The following is a 15,475-nucleotide window of genomic DNA, read 5'->3' on the forward strand; positions in this document are numbered from 1 at the left end:
TGCGGGCACGGGGCACCAGAGCGCGAGAGGTACCCGATGATGACAGACGTGGTGGAGCAGAACGGCGGCCCGGCACGGCCGGACCCGGCACAGGCCCCGGTCGACGGGAGCGTGCCGGAGGCGGGCCCTCCGATGGAGTCCGGCGAACCGGCCGACGCGCGGACCGGCACGGTGGAGCCGACCGCCGCCGCGCGGATCGTGCAGATCAGGGAGCGGATCGACGAGATCGACCACGCCTTGATCACGCTCTGGCAGGAGCGGGCCGCGCTGTCGCGGGAGGTCGGCGCGACCCGGATGGCCTCCGGCGGCACCCGGCTGGTGCTCTCCCGGGAACGGGACATCCTGGAACGCTTCCGGCTCGCGCTCGGCGCCGACGGTACGCAACTGGCGCTGTTGCTGCTGCGAGCGGGCCGCGGCCCGCTCTGAGGCGCTCAGCGGGCCGGGAAAGACAGAACCGCCTGCCGTCGTCGTGGTGACGTCGGCAGGCGGTTCCGATGGATCACGCCTCGTGGGTGGCGACGATCTCGCGCCGCTCCGCGAAGTGGCAGGCGCTCGGGTGGTCCGAGTCGCGGCGGATCTCCAGCAGCGGGACCTGCTCGGCGCAGACATCCTGCGCCTTCCAGCAGCGGGTCCGGAACCGGCAGCCCGAGGGCGGGCTGATCGGCGACGGCACGTCACCCGTGAGCCGGATGATCGTCTTGTTGTTCCGCTGGGTCGGGTCCGGCACCGGCACCGCCGAGAGCAGCGCCTGGGTGTACGGGTGGGTCGGCCGCTCGTAGATCTCGTCCTCGGTGCCGATCTCGACGATCTTGCCGAGGTACATCACCGCCACGCGGTCCGACAGGTGGCGGACCACCGACAGGTCGTGGGCAATGAAGATGTACGACAGGCCCAGCTCACCCTGCAGCTTCTCCAGCAGGTTCATCACCTGGGCCTGGATGGAGACGTCCAGCGCCGAGACGGGCTCGTCGCAGACGATCACCTCGGGCCGCAGCGCGAGCGCCCGGGCGATGCCGATGCGCTGCCGCTGACCGCCGGAGAACTGGTGCGGGTACCGGTTGATGTGCTCCGGGTTCAGCCCGACCAGGTCGAGCAGCTCGCGGACCTTGGCCCGGCGGCTGCCCCGGGGCGCCACCTCCGGGTGGATCTCGAACGGCTCACCGATCAGGTCGCCGACCGTCATCCGCGGGTTCAGCGAGGTGTACGGGTCCTGCATGACCAGCTGGATCTGCCGACGCAGCCGGCGCAGCGCCCCACCGGAGAGCTTGGAGATGTCCTGGCCCTTGTAGACCACGCTGCCTGCGGTCGGCTTCTCCAGGTTCATCAGAACCCGGGCGAGGGTCGACTTGCCGCAGCCGGACTCGCCGACGACACCGAGCGTCTCGCCGGCCCGAAGACCGAACGAGACCCCGTCGACGGCCTTGACCTGACCGACGGTCTTCTTGAACACCACACCCTGGGTGACGGGGTAGTGCTTGACCAGGTCACGGACCTCGAGGATGTTCTCAGACACGGTTCACCAGCTCCTCGGCGAAGTGGCAGGCGCTGGCCCGGGCGTGGCCCACCTGAAGCAGCGGGGGGACCTTCTCCCGGCACACCGGCTGAGCCATGGGGCAGCGCGGGTTGAACGGGCAGCCCGGCGGGATGTTCATCAGGTTCGGCGGGAGGCCCTTGATCGTCCGGAGCTGCTGCCCCTTCTCGTCGAGACGCGGGATCGAGTCGATCAGACCCATCGTGTACGGGTGCGCCGGCTTGGCGTACAGGTCGTACACGTCGGCTTCCTCGACGATGCGGCCCGCGTACATGACGGCGATCCGGTCCGCGACGTCGGCGACCACGCCGAGGTCGTGGGTGATCAGGATCATGCCCATCTGCCGCTCACGCTGAAGCTCCGCGAGCAGGTCCATGATCTGGGCCTGCACGGTCACGTCGAGCGCGGTGGTCGGCTCGTCGGCGATCAGCACCTCGGGGTCGAGCGCCAGCGACATCGCGATCATCGCGCGCTGCCGCATACCACCGGAGAACTGGTGCGGATAGTTGTTGAACCGGCCCTTGGCGTTCGGGATCTTGACCTGGTCGAGCATTTCGATCGCGCGCTTCTTGGCGTCGGCGCGACCCATGCCCCGCCGGACCCGGAACTGCTCGGCGATCTGGAACCCGACGGTGAAGACCGGGTTCAGGGCGGAGAGCGCGTCCTGGAAGATCATCGCGATGCCCTCGCCGCGGATGCGGCGGCGCTCCTCGCCGGACATGCGGAGCATGTCCTTGCCGTGGAAGCGGACCTGCCCACCGGTGACGAAACCCGGGGGCGTGTCGAGGATGCCCATGATGGTCTGCGCCGTGACGCTCTTGCCGGAGCCGGACTCGCCGAGCACGGCGAGGGTCTCCCCCGCGTCGACGTGGTACGTGACCCCGTTGATGACCTTTGCGACGCCGTCCCGGGTACGGAACTCCACCCGCAGGTCGTCGACCTCGAGCAGCCGGCCGGAGGGACGCCCGGACCCGCCGGATCCCGGCGCGGACTGCTCGGACACGAGAATGTCGGACACTGGATCTCCCCTAGCGGAGTTTCGGATCGAGGGCCTCGCGGACCGCCTCGCCGAGCATCACGAAGCTCAGCACCGCGGCGACGAGGAAGGCGGCGGGGAAGAACACCAGCCCCGGCGCGACCCGGATGAAATCCTTGCCCTCGCTGATCATGATGCCCCAGGACACCACCGGCGACTTCAGGCCGACGCCCAGGAACGAGAGGGTGGCCTCGGCGCCGATGAACGAGCCGACCATGATCGTGCCGTAGACCAGCAGCGGGGCCAGACAGTTCGGCAGCAGGTGCTTGAGGATGATCCGACCGCTACCGGCACCCAGCGCGCGGGCCGCGACGATGTAGTCGGCCTCCCGGGTGGCGAGCACCGAGGAGCGCATCAGCCGCATCACGACCGGCCAGCTCAGCACGATCAGCGAGACGGTCACCAGGCCCATGATCTCGGCCTTGCTGTTGCTGGTGCCCGAGCCGTTGAACGTGGTCAGGATGACGATCGCGCCGAGCACGAACGGAACCCCGAAGAACACGTCGGCGATCCGGCTGAGCAGCGTGTCGACCCAACCACCGAGGTAGCCGGAGATGATGCCCATGGTCCCACCAACCAGCAGGGTGCCGACCACGGAGAGCACGGCGACCACGACGGAGGCGCGGGCACCGTAGATGACCCGGGCGTAGACGTCCCGGCCCTGTAGGTCGTACCCGAACCAGGCGTTCCCGGACGCCTTGTTGAGGCTGCGCGACAGGGAGCCGTTGACCGCGTCGCCCGGGGCGAACAGCGACGGGAAGGCCGCCATCAACAGGAAGATGACGATGAACGTCGCCGAGATCCAGAACAGCGGCTTGCGGCGCAGGTCGCGCCAGGCGTCACCGAGCAGACCGCGCGGCTTCTCGTTGCTCTGGGGCCCCGGGGCGGCCGGGGTGTCCGTCGCCTGCGGGGTGGGGGTGCTGACGATCGATGCGGTGCTTGGGTCACTCATAACGGATCCTCGGGTCCAGGGCGGCGTAGAGCAGGTCGACCAACAGGTTCATCAACAGATAGACGACCACCAGTACGACCACGATGCCGACCACCGTAGCGCTCTCCTTGGTGATGATCGCGCGGTAGACCTCGCGGCCGATTCCGTTGATGCCGAAGATGCCCTCGGTGACGATCGCGCCGCCCATCAGCGCGCCAAGGTCGGTGCCGAGCAGGGTGACCACCGGAATGAGCGAGTTGCGCAGCAGGTGCACACCCACGACCCGGCGCATCGGCAGGCCCTTGGCGATGGCGGTGCGCACGTAGTCCGCTCGGCGGTTCTCCGCGATGCTCGTGCGGGCCACCCGGGCGATGTACGCCACCGACGCGCTACCGAGCACGAAGCCCGGGACGATCAGTTCGGACAGCCGCATCTCCGACGAGACGGTCGGCTTGACGAGGCCCCACTGCACGCCCAGCAGCCACTGCAGCACGAAGCCGACGACGAACACCGGCAGCGCGAGCAGGAAGAGGGTCGAGACCAGGACCAGGTTGTCCAGGAAGCCGTTGCGGCGCAGACCGGTCAGGATGCCGGCGCCGAGGCCGACGATGGCCTCGATGGCGAGCGCGACCAGGGCCAGCTTCAGCGTGTTGGGGTACGCCGTGGCGATGATGTCGCCGATTTCGCGCTGCGAGAACGTCTGCCCGAAGTCGCCCTGAAGGAGGTTCTTCATGTAGTTGCCGTACTGCACGAAGACGTTCTGGTCCAGGTGGTACTTCTCGGTCATGTACGCGATGTACTGATCCGGGCAGCGGCGCTCGCCGCACTTGCCGGCGAACGGGTCGCCCGGGACCGACCAGACGAGCCAGTAGATCAGGAAAGTCGAGCCGATGAAGACCGGCACGAGTTGGAGCAGCCGTCTCAACAGATAACGGCCCATGGGGTGGTCCTCCAGACAGGGGGCGCGTCGGACGGCCGACACGGTGGCGACAACGTGGCGAGTGGCATGTTGTAGCACCCACTCGCGGAACGGCCCCGGGTCGGGCTCACCGGATGTGGCGAGCCCGACCCGGGGTCAGACCGTACGGATCAGAGCTCGACCGAGGTGATGTCGAGTTCGCCGACGTTGTTCAGCTCGAGCTTCTTGATCTTCTCCGAGTGGCCGGACTGCTGGCCGTAGAAGTAGATCGGGATGCTCGGGACGTCCTGGTCGACAACCTCGACGGCCTTGGCGAACGCCTCGTGCGAGGCCTCCAGGCTCGGCGCGGCGCTGGCCTGCTTGGCCAGGGTGTCGACCTGCGGGTTGCTGTACAGGCCGTCGTTGGAGGAGCCACCCTTGACGTAGAGCGGGTTGACCCAGTTCTCCACGTCCGGGTAGTCCTGCTGCCAGGCGGCACGGTACGGGCCGTTCATCTTGTGCGCGTTGATGTTCTGCCGGAAGACCGCGAAGGTCGGGACGCCCTCGGCGCGGGCCTCGATGCCGAGGTTGGTCTTGACCTGCTGCGCAACGGCGTCCATCCAGTCCTTGTGGCTGGAGTCGGCGTTGTAGTAGAACACCATCTCACCGGTGAAGCCGCCGGCCTCGGTCAGCAGCTGCTTGGCCGTGGTCGGGTCGAACTTGCAGGCGGTGCAGTTGCCCGGCTTGGCGCCCGGGGTCAGCGGGTTCGCCCAGCTGTCGGCCGGCTTGCGGGTACCGAAGAAGATCTTGTCCGAGATCTCCTGCCGGTTGATCGACAGCGAGACCGCGCGACGCAGCTTCGGGTTCTGGAAGCGCTTGTCGTAGATCGGGAACGCGATGAACGCGGTCGACGGGGTGACCGTGTTCAGGCCCCGCTCGCCGAGGTCGGCCTTCCACTTGTCGCCGGCGAGCGCCGAGGTGGGGACAACCTCCATGAAGTCGAGGTTGTTGCTCAGCAGGTCGGCGTACGCGGCCGTCTCGTCCTGGTAGAGCTTGACGTCGACGTCCTTGATCTTCATCTTGTCACGCAGGTTGTAGTCGTCGAAGCGCGTGAGCTTGATGACGACGTTGTCCTGCCACGAGACGAACTTCACCGGGCCGTTGCCGATCGGCTTCTTACCGAAGTCCTCGGGCTTCATGGTGAAGAACGCGTCCGGCAGCGGCATGAAGGCGCTGTAGCCGAGCTTGGTCGGGAAGACCGCGGTCGGCGCGGCGAGGGTGACCTCGAAGGTCTGGTCGTCGACGACCTTCAGGCCGGAGAGCTCCTTGGCCGACGGGGTCGGGGCCTTCTGCGGGCCGTCCGCGCCGTCCGGGTCCTCGGTGTAGGTCTTGTCGAAGCCCTCGATGTCCGAGAAGAAGGAGCCGTTCTGCGCGCCGTTCGGCGAGTACGCGGCCCAGTTCCAGGCGTCGACGAAGTTCTTCGCCTTCACCTCGGTACCGTCGTGGAACTTGGTACCCTTCTTGATCTTGATCGTGAAGACCTTGGAGTCCTTGGTGTCGATGGACTCGGCCAGCGCGTTGCGCGGGGCCCCACCGTCGTTCGGGTACTCAACCAGGCCGGTGAACAGCCAGTCGATGACCTTGCCACCGCCGGTCTCCGTGGTGTTCGACGGAACCAGCGGGTTCTCCGGCTGGACGCCGTGGATGACGATGGCGCCGTCCTTGCTGGCGGCGGCGTCGCCGTCGCCGTCACCGCTCGAGCAACCGCTCGCGACAAGCGCGGCAGCCGCGCTGAGCGCGATCGCGCTCGTCGCCCGCTTCGAGACTCTCATTCCGAGGGGCCTCCTCTTTCTAACCTGGTCCGTCGTGGGTTTCACGCACGTTTGGGGGTGACACCGCCCGGCTACCTCGGGGCGGAGGTCGCCGGGACCACAGGGAAGTTTGGAGACACCCCTGATGTTCCGATCCGCCGGGCTCCCCACCCGACGGGGCACGACGCTACGCAGGCGTCGCGACCACGAACCCGCCGGGAAGCAGCGGAGATCATGGTCGTGGGCCGTACGGAGTGCCACACACCGAGGGTGAGGTGCTGCCACTGTGACACCCACCGGCCTCTTCCGTGAAGGTGCCGTTATCAAGCCGTTAGTTGCCCGCCACGTAGCCGATACTTGAAAAATGATCATAAAACGGTCGGTGTGTAGCTCCCCGGCTTCAACGCTCCGACCTGCCAGGAGACCCGTGCGGCGCTCAGATCCCGGTCTTTGTGAGTCACCCCGCACCCGGGGCCGTCGATCGGTGACCGCTCGCGCACTCAGTGTTCTTTACCCGTCCGGATGATGTCCTCGTCCGCTACACGGGCACCAGCACCAACTGGGTGGACGAGGGCGCCGCGGACGGACTTCTGCACACCACCTACGGCCGAGATGACATCGGCCCCGGCACCGCTCGCGCGGTTCCGGGGCCGATGGTGCGGCGAAATGGATCAGGCGGTGAAGCGGACCTTACGGCGACGCACCACCAGGACGGCCACCGCGCCCGCGGCGAGCAGCAGCAGACCCGCGGTCGCCGCCGCCGCGATCGGCGAACCGGTCAGCGGCAGGCCGCCACCGTTGCTCGCCGGCGAGGTGGACGGGGCCGGGCTGGCCGGCTGCGCCGAGTCCGACGGCGTGGCCGACGGGGTGGTCGGCGACGGCGACGCGCTCGGGGTCGCCGACGGGGTGGCCGGCGGCGTCGTGGGGACGGCCGTGAAGGTGGCCGCCGCCTGGGCGGTGACCGTCGCGCCGGTGCTGCCACCGAGGATCAGCTTCTGCGCCTTCTTGGGGCCGGTGAACAGGAACACCCGGCCGAAGGAGACCGAGTCCTGCGCGGTCAGGGTCACGTTGACCGTGCCGGCGGCCTCGGCGGCGAGCCAGAACTGCCCGCCGTTGGTGGTCGTGGTGACCGGCTTGCCCTCGGCGTCGACGGCGGTGCCGCCGGTGGCCGCGACGGTGATGGCGCCCGCCGGGCCCTTCACCGTGAACGGACCGGCCTTGCCGCCGACCGTCGCGGTGGCGCTGGCCGGGTCGACGGACAGCTCGGCACGCGGCTCCGGCTGGTCGGTGGCGTTCTTGACGAGGTAGTCACGAACCTTCGTGATCACCTCGTACTGGTTGCGCGGCTGCAGGTCCTTCTCCCAGGCGCCCAGCTCGATGCCGTCGCTGAAGTGCCAGATGGCGGTCTGGGTGCCGAAGTAGAGCAGGTTGTCGAGCTGCTTCTTGCCGATCTTGGTCTCCACGCCGGCGGCGGCGAGGAGCTTGGTCGAGTCGGCGTTCGGGTAACCGTGGGTGAGCACCCACTGCACCTTGCCGAGGTTCTTCACCTGGGACTCGTCCCAGGTGCCCTCCTCGTACTTGCCGTCGAGCTTCACGTTGGTGTGGTAGTCGATGCAGAACGCCGGCACCAGCTTGCCGTCGATCTTCAGAGCGAGCGCGGACGTCTGGATCGGCTTGCCGTCGAGCTTGAGCTTGACCTGGCTGCCCTCGACCGCCTTGGCCACACCGGTGGCCGGAGCGGCGGCGGCGGCGCCAGCCACGCCGAACGCCAGGGCACTGCCCGCGACAGCGGCCAGGGCGACCCGCGCCCAGCGTTGTCCTCGTTGTCCGAACATCAGAAGTGGTACCTCTCCCCCAGGGGTGACCCGCGATCCGCGGGCACGCGCGTGAGCCGTCGTTTCCGCGGGATGCGACACCCACGCGCGGAAACGGGACCGGGGCAGTATGGAACCACGGTTGATCTTTTGTCAGCCCCGCCCGGCGGCATCCGTGGCATGTGTCCGAATTGCCGGGGCGGAGGAATTAATCACACGAGCCGGCGGTCCGCCGCCCAGCGGGAAAGCTCGTACCGGTTGGACATCTGGAGCTTGCGCAGCACGTTCGACACGTGCGTCTCCACCGTCTTGATGGAGATGAACAATTCCTTGGCGATCTCCTTGTACGCGTACCCCCGGGCGAGCAGGCGCAGCACCTCCCGCTCACGGTTGGTGAGCTGGTCCAGCTCCGGGTCGGCGACCGGCGCGTCCGGCCGCGCCGCGAACGCGTCCAGCACGAACCCGGCCAGCCGAGGGCTGAACACGGCGTCACCGTCGGCCACCCGGCGGATCGCGGCGGCCAACTCGTCCGGCGAGATGGTCTTGGTGACGTACCCCCGCGCGCCGGCCCGGATCAGCCCGATCACGTCCTCGGCCGCGTCGGAGACGCTCAGGGCCAGGAACTTGACCTGCGGGTGACTGCGCCGCATCGCCTCCAGCACCGCGCGGCCGCCACCGTCGGGCATGTGCACGTCGAGCAGCACCACGTCGGGCACCGTGACGGCGATCCGGGCCACCGCCTCGGCCACCGTGCTCGCCTCGCCCACCACCTCGACGTGGGCGCCCAGCTCGGCACGTACCCCGGCGCGGAACATCGCGTGGTCGTCCACCAGGAAGACCCGCAGGCGTTCCGGGCGGCTCTGAACCGGGTGCTCCGTCGGCTGCTCGGCCATGGTCATTTGTTCCTCTCCGCCGCGGACGAGTCCCGGGAGATCGGCAGGATCAACCGGACCTCAGTCCCCTCCCCCGGGCCGGACCGGATCTCGGCCCGTCCGCCGTGCCGCTTCATCCGTCCGATGATCGAACCGCGTACGCCGTGCCGGTGGTCCTCCACCGTATCCGGATCGAAGCCCTTGCCCCGGTCCCGGACGAAGACACTTACCTGTTCCGGTTCCACCTCGGCGTAGAGCGACACGGTCTGCACGCCGGCGTGCCGTGCCGCGTTCACCAGCGCCTCCCGGGCGGCGGCGACCAGCGCGCCGACCTTCTCGTCGGTCTCGCGGTCACCCACCACCACCGCCTCCACGGTGATCGCGAACGTGTCCTCGACCTCGGCGGCAGCCTGCTCCAGGGCCGCCGCGAAGCGCTCGTTCGGCGAGGCCGTGGGCTTGTAGAGCCAGTTGCGCAGCGAGCGTTCCTGCCCCCGCGCCAACCGCTGCACCGTCTTGACGTCGCCCGCGTTGCGCTGGATCAGCGCCAGGGTGTGCAGCACCTGGTCGTGCACCATCGCGGCCAGCTCGGCCCGCTCCTGCTCCCGGATGCGACCCTCACGCTCCGCGCGGAGCTGGTTGTACGTCCGCCAGAGCACCGGCGCGGCGACCACGCCGACCCCGGCCAACCCGACCAGCGCGAAGATCACCCCGTTGATCACCGCGTCGAAGTTCTGTGCCGGCGAGTAGACCGCCGCGACACCGATGATGCCGACCGCGACCAGTACCCCGCCGCCGATGAACCGGAGCACGAAGGCCCGCCGGTCGCTCTCCTCGACGACCGCCCCAAGCCACGGGACCGGCATCGTCTCGCCCCAGCGCCGCCGCCGCTCGGGCGCCGACTGGTGCCAGATCACGCCCGCGCCGACCGCGATGATGGCCACCAGCCACCCGGCGGTGCCCGCCGCGCCGACCGAGTCGAAGACCATCACCTGGATCAACAGGACGCCGAGCCCGATCGCGACGAACGGCAGGAGCTGGGCCACGTCCCGCCGGGGCGGCACGGCGGTGTCACCGGGCCGCAGCGGCACCACCGCCCAGAACGCCGCGTACAGCAGCAGGCCGAGCCCACTGAGCCCGAGCAGCACCATGAACGCGACGCGCACGCGCAGCACCGAGATGCCGAGGTGATCGGCGATACCGGCGGCCACGCCGGCGGCCATCCGATGCTCGGGGGCCCGGTACAGGCGCGGAGGCGGGGTCACGGTGCTGATCACAGGCTCCCTGGTCACGGTGGTGGGGCTTGGTGCGGGTCGGTGAGTTCGATCGTCACACGCTGCGGCGTCCCACGACCACGGGGACGCCCCCGACATTCCGGCCTTGGAGATCTCAGGGTGGTGTCAGGGTCGGGTCCTGAGGTCGTTCGGGCGAGGTGGGTCGCAGGATCGAGGCATGACCGAGGAAGCTGCCCCGCCGCCCCGCCCCGGGCCGGCACAGTCGGGCGGTTCAGTACCGCCCGCACCGCCCACGACACCCGCCGGCTGGACCGAGCCGACCACGTTCGGCCCACCCGCCACACCGCCGACTGACGCCCAGCACGAGCCGCCGGGCGCCGGCTACGCCCCGGGTGCCGGCTACGCGCCGGGTGCCGGCTACGCGGCCGGCACGGGCTACGGGCCCGGCGGGGGTACGACCGGCACGGGCTACGGGCCCGGCGGTGGCGCGGGTACGCCTGGAGGGCCCGGCACGGCCGGACCGTCCGGGGGCCCGCTGGGCGGCACCGGCTTCACCTCGCGGTACGGGCTGGTCCGGCCCCGCGACGGCCGTTACCTCGCCGGGGTCTGCGCGGCGATCGGACGAGCCACCAACACCGACCCGGTGCTGTGGCGGGTGCTCCTCGCCGTGCTCGGGTTCTTCGGCGGCATCGGCATCCTGGTGTACGTCGCCGCCTGGCTGATCATCCCCAACGAGGGCGACACGGCCTCTCCGGTGGAGTCCATGCTGGGGCGGGGCCGTTCCAGCATGTCCCCGGTAACCGTGATCATCCTGGGCATCCTGGTGGCCGCGAGCTTCGGCTACATCGTCACCGACGCCTTCCGCGCGGTCCTGCTCGGCGCGGCCATCCTGATCGGCGGCGCGTTGCTCCTCAACCGGGACAACCGTGGGCCACAGCCCTCGGGTGGACCGGTGCCGCCCGCCCCGGCGGGCACGCCACCCGGGCCGGTTCCGCCGGTCGCCTGGCCCGCTCCCGCGTACGGCACGGTGCCGCCCGGCGGTCCGCTGGCGACCGCGCCGCTGGCGGGCGACACCCTGTCGTACGCCACCGCGCCGCAGAGCGCGTACCCGCCTGTCCCGGGTGGTCAGCCGCCCGCGACGGCGCAGCCGCCCGTCGGCGCGCAGCCGGCATCCCCGGCGACGCTGGTGTCCGGGGCAGGTCCGGTGTCCGCGCAGCCGGCCGCCGCGACGGCCACGTCGCAGGGCACCGGTTGGCCGGCCCCCGATCCCGGATGGCCGGGCGGCGACTCGCCCACCAGCGGCTGGCCGTCGGCGCCGGTGACCGCCGTACCCGCCGCCGGCCCGTCCACCCTCCCCGGGGCGACGACGCCGGGCGGATACCGCCCTCCGTTCGCTCCACACGGCCCGTACGCGGCACCGGCGCCGGTCGCGTACCCCCCGCCCAAGCCACCGAAGCCACCGAAGCGACCCCGGGAGCGTTCGCCGCTCGGTCCGGTGACCTTCTCGCTGATCTTCCTGGCGCTCGGCGTGGTCGCCCTGCTCGACCTGTTGGACGTCTTCGACGTCGGCGCCTCGGCGTACTTCGCGGCCGCGTTGGCCACTATCGGGCTGGGACTGCTGGTCGGCACCTGGTTCGGCCGGGCGCGCTGGTTGATCGCGCTGGGGCTGGTGACGGCCGCCGCGTTGGGCACGGCGACCGTCGCCGAGTCCTACGACCGGATCCGGGGCGTGGACGGCGCGGTCACCTGGGCGCCCACCGACTACCGCGACCTCGCCGACCGGTACGAGAACAGTTTCGGTGACGCCGTCCTCGACCTGCGCGGCATCGACTTCACGAAGCAGGACACCCAGGTGACCGTGGCGATCAACTTCGGTCAGGCGACCGTGGTCGTACCGCCCAACGTGGACGTCACCACGGTGGCCGACGTCAACGCCGGCGACGCCACCGTCTTCGGCAACCGATCCGGCGGAATCGACGGCCGGCTGCGGGAGTCCACCGACCTGGGCGCGGACGGCCCCGGCGGCGGGAAGCTGCGGCTGTACATCCACGTCAATGCCGGCAACCTGGAGGTGACCCGGTGAAGGCTCACCGTACGGACCTGCTCTCGTTCGCCTTCGGGCTGGTGTTCCTGGCGCTGTCGGCCTGGTGGCTGCTCGCCCAACTGCTCGGGCTCGCGCTGCCGCCGGTCGGCTGGTTCCTGGCCGGCGCGCTGATCCTGATCGGAGTCTTCGGTCTGGTCGGCGCGCTGCGCTCCGGCCGGTCCGGCCGCCCGGAGCCGATCGAGACCACCGGACCGGGTGCGACGGCCTCCGCTGCGACGGGCGCGCCCGCGCCCGTCGCAGCCGAGCAGGGCACGCCGCGGACCGCCTCGTTCGAGCCGACCGGGTACGAGCCGCCCGCGCCGACCATGTTCGAGTCCATGCCCGACCCTGCGCCCACGGCGGAGCTACGCACGCCGGAGCCGCCCACGGCCGAACTACGGACACCGGAGCCGCCCATGGCCGAGCTGGGCACACCGGAGCCGCCCACGGCCGAGCTGAGCACGGCGGACGCGGCGACGGCCGGCATGGTCCATCCCGCCTGGCTGGCGCACGCCCCGGCCGAGCCGGAGACCTCGCCGGCCACGGCGCAGGCCGCCGAACCGACCCGGGTCGACCACCCGCTCACCCCGGTCGGCGAGACCCGGGCGGCCGATCCGTCGGCCGAGACGTCGGCCGGCGACAAGGATCCGGCGGCCAGCGCCGGCCCCGCCACCGGCGACGATCCGGCGGGCGCTGACGAGCGGGCGGGGCGGCGAGAGGATTCCTGACCCCGGCGGTCGCCCCGGGCCGGAGGGCTCGCCGCTGCGGCCGGGGCGGACAGGCGCATATGCTGGCCGGTGGAGATCTCGCCTCCGCCGGCCGGCCCGTCCCGCCATGGCGCCCCCGCCGCGATTCCCGTCTCTACCCCGTCAGGAGCCCGCCCGTCATGACGCAGTCCCCCGCCGTGCGTACCACCGGCCGGTCCGGTCCGGTCCGCATCGGCGAGCGAGCCGCCCGTACGCTCGTCTCCGAGCTGGCCCGGATGAACGACCCGAAGGTCGCCCTGCTGGTCGGCGTGAGCCCGGAGTCCGCGGTGCTGGCCGCGGCGATCGAGGCGCTGCTCCCCGGCGACCGGCTCACCGTGGTGCCCGCCGAGTCGTCCACCGCCGCCGCGCTCCGTGAGCACGTCACCGCCCAGGGCCGGTGGGTCGCCGACCGGGTACACGTGGTCGACGCGCTCTCCGACGCCGAGCCCGCGGCGGTGGTCGTCGCCGGTGAGGCGTTCGTCGGCACCGCCGAGGAGGCCCGTCACGACATCCAGGGGTTGTCGAAGTACCTCGCCGACGGCGCGGTGCTGACCGTCGCCACCACCGCGACGCCGGGCCGGACCACCGGCGCGGCCGGCGAGCTGGGCCGCCAGGACGCCCTGTACGGCGTCGGCAGCGACCTGGTGCTGCGCAACTCGCCGCCGATACGGGTCCACCGACTGCGGTTCACGCCGGCCAGTCCGGCGGCGGCCGACCGGCTGGCCCCGGCGTACCGGCCGTCCAGCGTGCCGCTGACCAGGGGCATGCACATCGACTCCAACGGGGTGGCGGCGGCGGGCATCACGCTGGGTCTGGCGGCGCTGGCCCGGGTGGCGCGTCCGTCGTCCAAGCTGTGGCTGCTGCCGGCGCTGGCGGCCGGCCCGGTCGCCGCGTTCTTCCGGGATCCGCAGCGGGACGTGCCGGAGGACCCGAACGCCGTGGTCGCCAGCGCGGACGGCAAGGTCCTGTCGGTGCAGCGGCTGCACGACGAGCGGTTCGGTGACGGCGAGTGGCTGCGCGTCGCGGTCTTCCTGTCCGTGCTGGACGTGCACGTCAACCGGGCCCCGGTCGCCGGCAAGGTGGTGGACTACTTCGTCGCCGACGGTGGTTTCGTCAACGCGATGAAGCCGGACGCCGAGCACAACGTCGCCGCGTACACGGTGCTGGACACCAGCCGCGGCACGGTGGTGGTCGCGCAGCGGACCGGTCTGATCGCCCGCCGCATCGTGCAGCGCGCGCCGATCGGCGCGCTGCTGGCCAAGGGCGAGCGGTTCGGGCTCATCCGGTTCGGCTCGCGGACCGACGTCTACCTGCCGGCCGACGCCGCGGAACCGCTGGTGGGGCCGGGCGACAAGGTCGTCGGCGGCGCCACGGTGATCGCCCGCTGGCGCTGAGACGAAGAACGGGGCGCCGCTGTCCGCGGCGCCCCGTTCTCGTACGTCGGGTCAGGCGGTACGACGCTGGCGCAGCCAGAGCACCGGCCCGCTGATCAGGTAACCGACCACGATCAGGGCGAACGTGAGCCGGATGTCGACGAGCGCGCCGAGCACCGGGGCGAGCCAGAGCCACGGCGGCAGCTTCACCAGGCGCGCGAGCTTGGCGTACGGGAAGCTGGACACCATCGCGAAGGCGAGCAGCGCCACGCCGGCCACGAGCACGAAGCCGGGCACCGGCAGACCGATCGCCACGGTCACGGCGAGCACGGCGGCGGCCATGGTGGTGGGGACACCGCAGAAGAAGCGGCCGTCCTTCGGTGAGACGTTGAAGCGGGCCAGCCGGATCGCCGCGCACGCCGCGACCAGCGCACAGGCGACCGCAGCCGCGGCCGTCGACACGGAGCCGGCGAGCGACGCGTAGACCACCACCGGCGCGGCGAGGCCGAACGAGCACATGTCGGCGAGCGAGTCCATCTGAGCGCCGAACGGGCTGGCGACGCCGAGCCGACGCGCCAACGCACCGTCCAGGCCGTCGAAGATGACGCAGGCGATCAGGCAGAGGGCGGCGATGCGCACCTCGCCCTGCATGGCCAGGAAGATCGCCAGCATGCCGAGCATCAGGCTGGCCAGGGTGCAGGCGTTGACCAGGGCGAACTTCATCCGGCGGGCCATCGTGCGCTCGCCGGGGAGCAGGGGGATCGACCCGGCGGTGGCCTCGTCGGTGTGCGCCATCGGCAGCGCCGGGCTGACCGGCATGACCGCTTCGATGCCGGCGCGGCTGACGCCGGCAGGCCGGCTGAGCCGGTCCAGGCCGTAGCGACGGCGCTGGCGGTCGGCGTACCGGTGCTCGGGCAGTGTCAGGTCGGTGGTCCGCAGGTCACCGTCACGGCGGCCCACCCGGACCAGCAACACCTGGCGGGCGAACGTGCTGCTGCGGCGCAACTGGCCCGCCCAGCGACGCCCTGCGGGGCGCGGACTGTCAGTCGTACGACGCCGGCGCCAAAGGGCTCTCGGCACGTTTCCTCCATCACCGGATCGGCTTGCCGCCCTCGGGGGGCGGGTGTCCGGCTGTCTCGTGCCGGACC

The 15,475-nt window shown here is 71.0% G+C and carries 12 protein-coding genes and 1 pseudogene; 4 read left to right on the plus strand and 9 right to left on the minus strand.

What is annotated here, in order from left to right; translation table 11 throughout:
• Positions 1-36: 36 nt before the first annotated feature.
• The gene (locus ACQP03_RS29905) at positions 37-426 is read left to right on the plus strand and encodes a chorismate mutase (protein ID WP_396832832.1); all 390 of its coding nucleotides are present in this window, start codon (positions 37-39) and stop codon (positions 424-426) included.
• A 73-nt stretch (positions 427-499) separates the two neighbouring features.
• Here ACQP03_RS29905 and ACQP03_RS29910 read toward each other — a convergent pair whose 3' ends face one another.
• The 8 genes from ACQP03_RS29910 to ACQP03_RS29945 all read right to left on the minus strand — a co-directional run bounded on the left by ACQP03_RS29910 (position 500) and on the right by ACQP03_RS29945 (position 10,182).
• Positions 500-1,513 carry an ABC transporter ATP-binding protein gene (locus ACQP03_RS29910; RefSeq protein WP_355050671.1) on the minus strand — a complete coding sequence of 338 codons (1,014 nt, stop codon included), beginning with the start codon at positions 1,511-1,513 and terminating at the stop codon, positions 500-502.
• Positions 1,506-2,534, minus strand: a complete 1,029-nt coding sequence (locus tag ACQP03_RS29915) for an ABC transporter ATP-binding protein (RefSeq protein WP_357126580.1) — start codon at positions 2,532-2,534, stop codon at positions 1,506-1,508. The genes ACQP03_RS29910 and ACQP03_RS29915 overlap by 8 nt, the downstream gene beginning before the upstream one ends.
• 25 nt (positions 2,535-2,559) lie before the next feature.
• Entirely contained in the window at positions 2,560-3,519 is a 960-nt protein-coding gene (locus ACQP03_RS29920) for an ABC transporter permease (protein ID WP_357126262.1), read from the minus strand.
• A complete protein-coding gene (locus ACQP03_RS29925; RefSeq protein ID WP_357126265.1) occupies positions 3,512-4,438 on the minus strand; it encodes an ABC transporter permease in 927 nt (308 codons plus the stop codon). The genes ACQP03_RS29920 and ACQP03_RS29925 overlap by 8 nt, the downstream gene beginning before the upstream one ends.
• Before the next feature lie 149 nt (positions 4,439-4,587).
• Complete coding sequence (locus tag ACQP03_RS29930; RefSeq protein WP_357126268.1) at positions 4,588-6,228, minus strand: peptide ABC transporter substrate-binding protein; 1,641 nt, start codon at positions 6,226-6,228, stop codon at positions 4,588-4,590.
• Between the two features lie 650 nt (positions 6,229-6,878).
• Complete coding sequence (locus ACQP03_RS29935; protein WP_363661430.1) at positions 6,879-8,042, minus strand: Cys-Gln thioester bond-forming surface protein; 1,164 nt, start codon at positions 8,040-8,042, stop codon at positions 6,879-6,881.
• Positions 8,043-8,233: 191 nt separating this feature from the next.
• Positions 8,234-8,914, minus strand: coding sequence for a response regulator transcription factor (locus ACQP03_RS29940; RefSeq protein ID WP_357126583.1), 681 nt, complete (start codon positions 8,912-8,914; stop codon positions 8,234-8,236).
• A gap of 2 nt (positions 8,915-8,916) precedes the next feature.
• Entirely contained in the window at positions 8,917-10,182 is a 1,266-nt protein-coding gene (locus ACQP03_RS29945) for a PspC domain-containing protein (RefSeq protein ID WP_357126274.1), read from the minus strand.
• 160 nt (positions 10,183-10,342) lie between these two features.
• Between ACQP03_RS29945 and ACQP03_RS29950 the strand changes: the two genes are divergently transcribed.
• The 3 genes and pseudogenes from ACQP03_RS29950 (at position 10,343) to ACQP03_RS29960 (ending at position 14,348) form a co-directional block, all read left to right on the plus strand.
• Entirely contained in the window at positions 10,343-12,208 is a 1,866-nt protein-coding gene (locus tag ACQP03_RS29950; RefSeq protein ID WP_433459266.1) for a PspC domain-containing protein, read from the plus strand.
• Positions 12,205-12,459, plus strand: a pseudogene (locus ACQP03_RS29955) (hypothetical protein); the annotation flags it as partial. The gene ACQP03_RS29950 and the pseudogene ACQP03_RS29955, both read left to right, overlap by 4 nt.
• Positions 12,460-13,094: 635 nt before the next feature.
• Entirely contained in the window at positions 13,095-14,348 is a 1,254-nt protein-coding gene (locus ACQP03_RS29960) for a phosphatidylserine decarboxylase (RefSeq protein ID WP_357126280.1), read from the plus strand.
• Between the two features lie 51 nt (positions 14,349-14,399).
• On the opposite strand, the gene ACQP03_RS29965 is transcribed toward ACQP03_RS29960, so the two are convergent.
• On the minus strand, positions 14,400-15,332 hold the full coding sequence (locus ACQP03_RS29965) for a CDP-alcohol phosphatidyltransferase family protein (RefSeq protein WP_357126586.1): 933 nt from the start codon (positions 15,330-15,332) through the stop codon (positions 14,400-14,402).
• Positions 15,333-15,475: the final 143 nt, after the last annotated feature.

This window comes from Micromonospora sp. CA-248212, assembly GCF_050948405.1.
GTDB lineage: Bacteria > Actinomycetota > Actinomycetes > Mycobacteriales > Micromonosporaceae > Micromonospora.

Coding starts and splice junctions, on each gene's coding strand:
- ACQP03_RS29905 (WP_396832832.1), top strand. CDS start 37: ATGATGACAGACGTGGTGGAGCAGAACGGCGGCCCGGCACGGCCGGAC.
- ACQP03_RS29950 (WP_433459266.1), top strand. CDS start 10,343: ATGACCGAGGAAGCTGCCCCGCCGCCCCGCCCCGGGCCGGCACAGTCG.
- ACQP03_RS29935 (WP_363661430.1), bottom strand. CDS start 8,042: ATGTTCGGACAACGAGGACAACGCTGGGCGCGGGTCGCCCTGGCCGCT.
- ACQP03_RS29930 (WP_357126268.1), bottom strand. CDS start 6,228: ATGAGAGTCTCGAAGCGGGCGACGAGCGCGATCGCGCTCAGCGCGGCT.
- ACQP03_RS29925 (WP_357126265.1), bottom strand. CDS start 4,438: ATGGGCCGTTATCTGTTGAGACGGCTGCTCCAACTCGTGCCGGTCTTC.
- ACQP03_RS29940 (WP_357126583.1), bottom strand. CDS start 8,914: ATGGCCGAGCAGCCGACGGAGCACCCGGTTCAGAGCCGCCCGGAACGC.
- ACQP03_RS29920 (WP_357126262.1), bottom strand. CDS start 3,519: ATGAGTGACCCAAGCACCGCATCGATCGTCAGCACCCCCACCCCGCAG.
- ACQP03_RS29960 (WP_357126280.1), top strand. CDS start 13,095: ATGACGCAGTCCCCCGCCGTGCGTACCACCGGCCGGTCCGGTCCGGTC.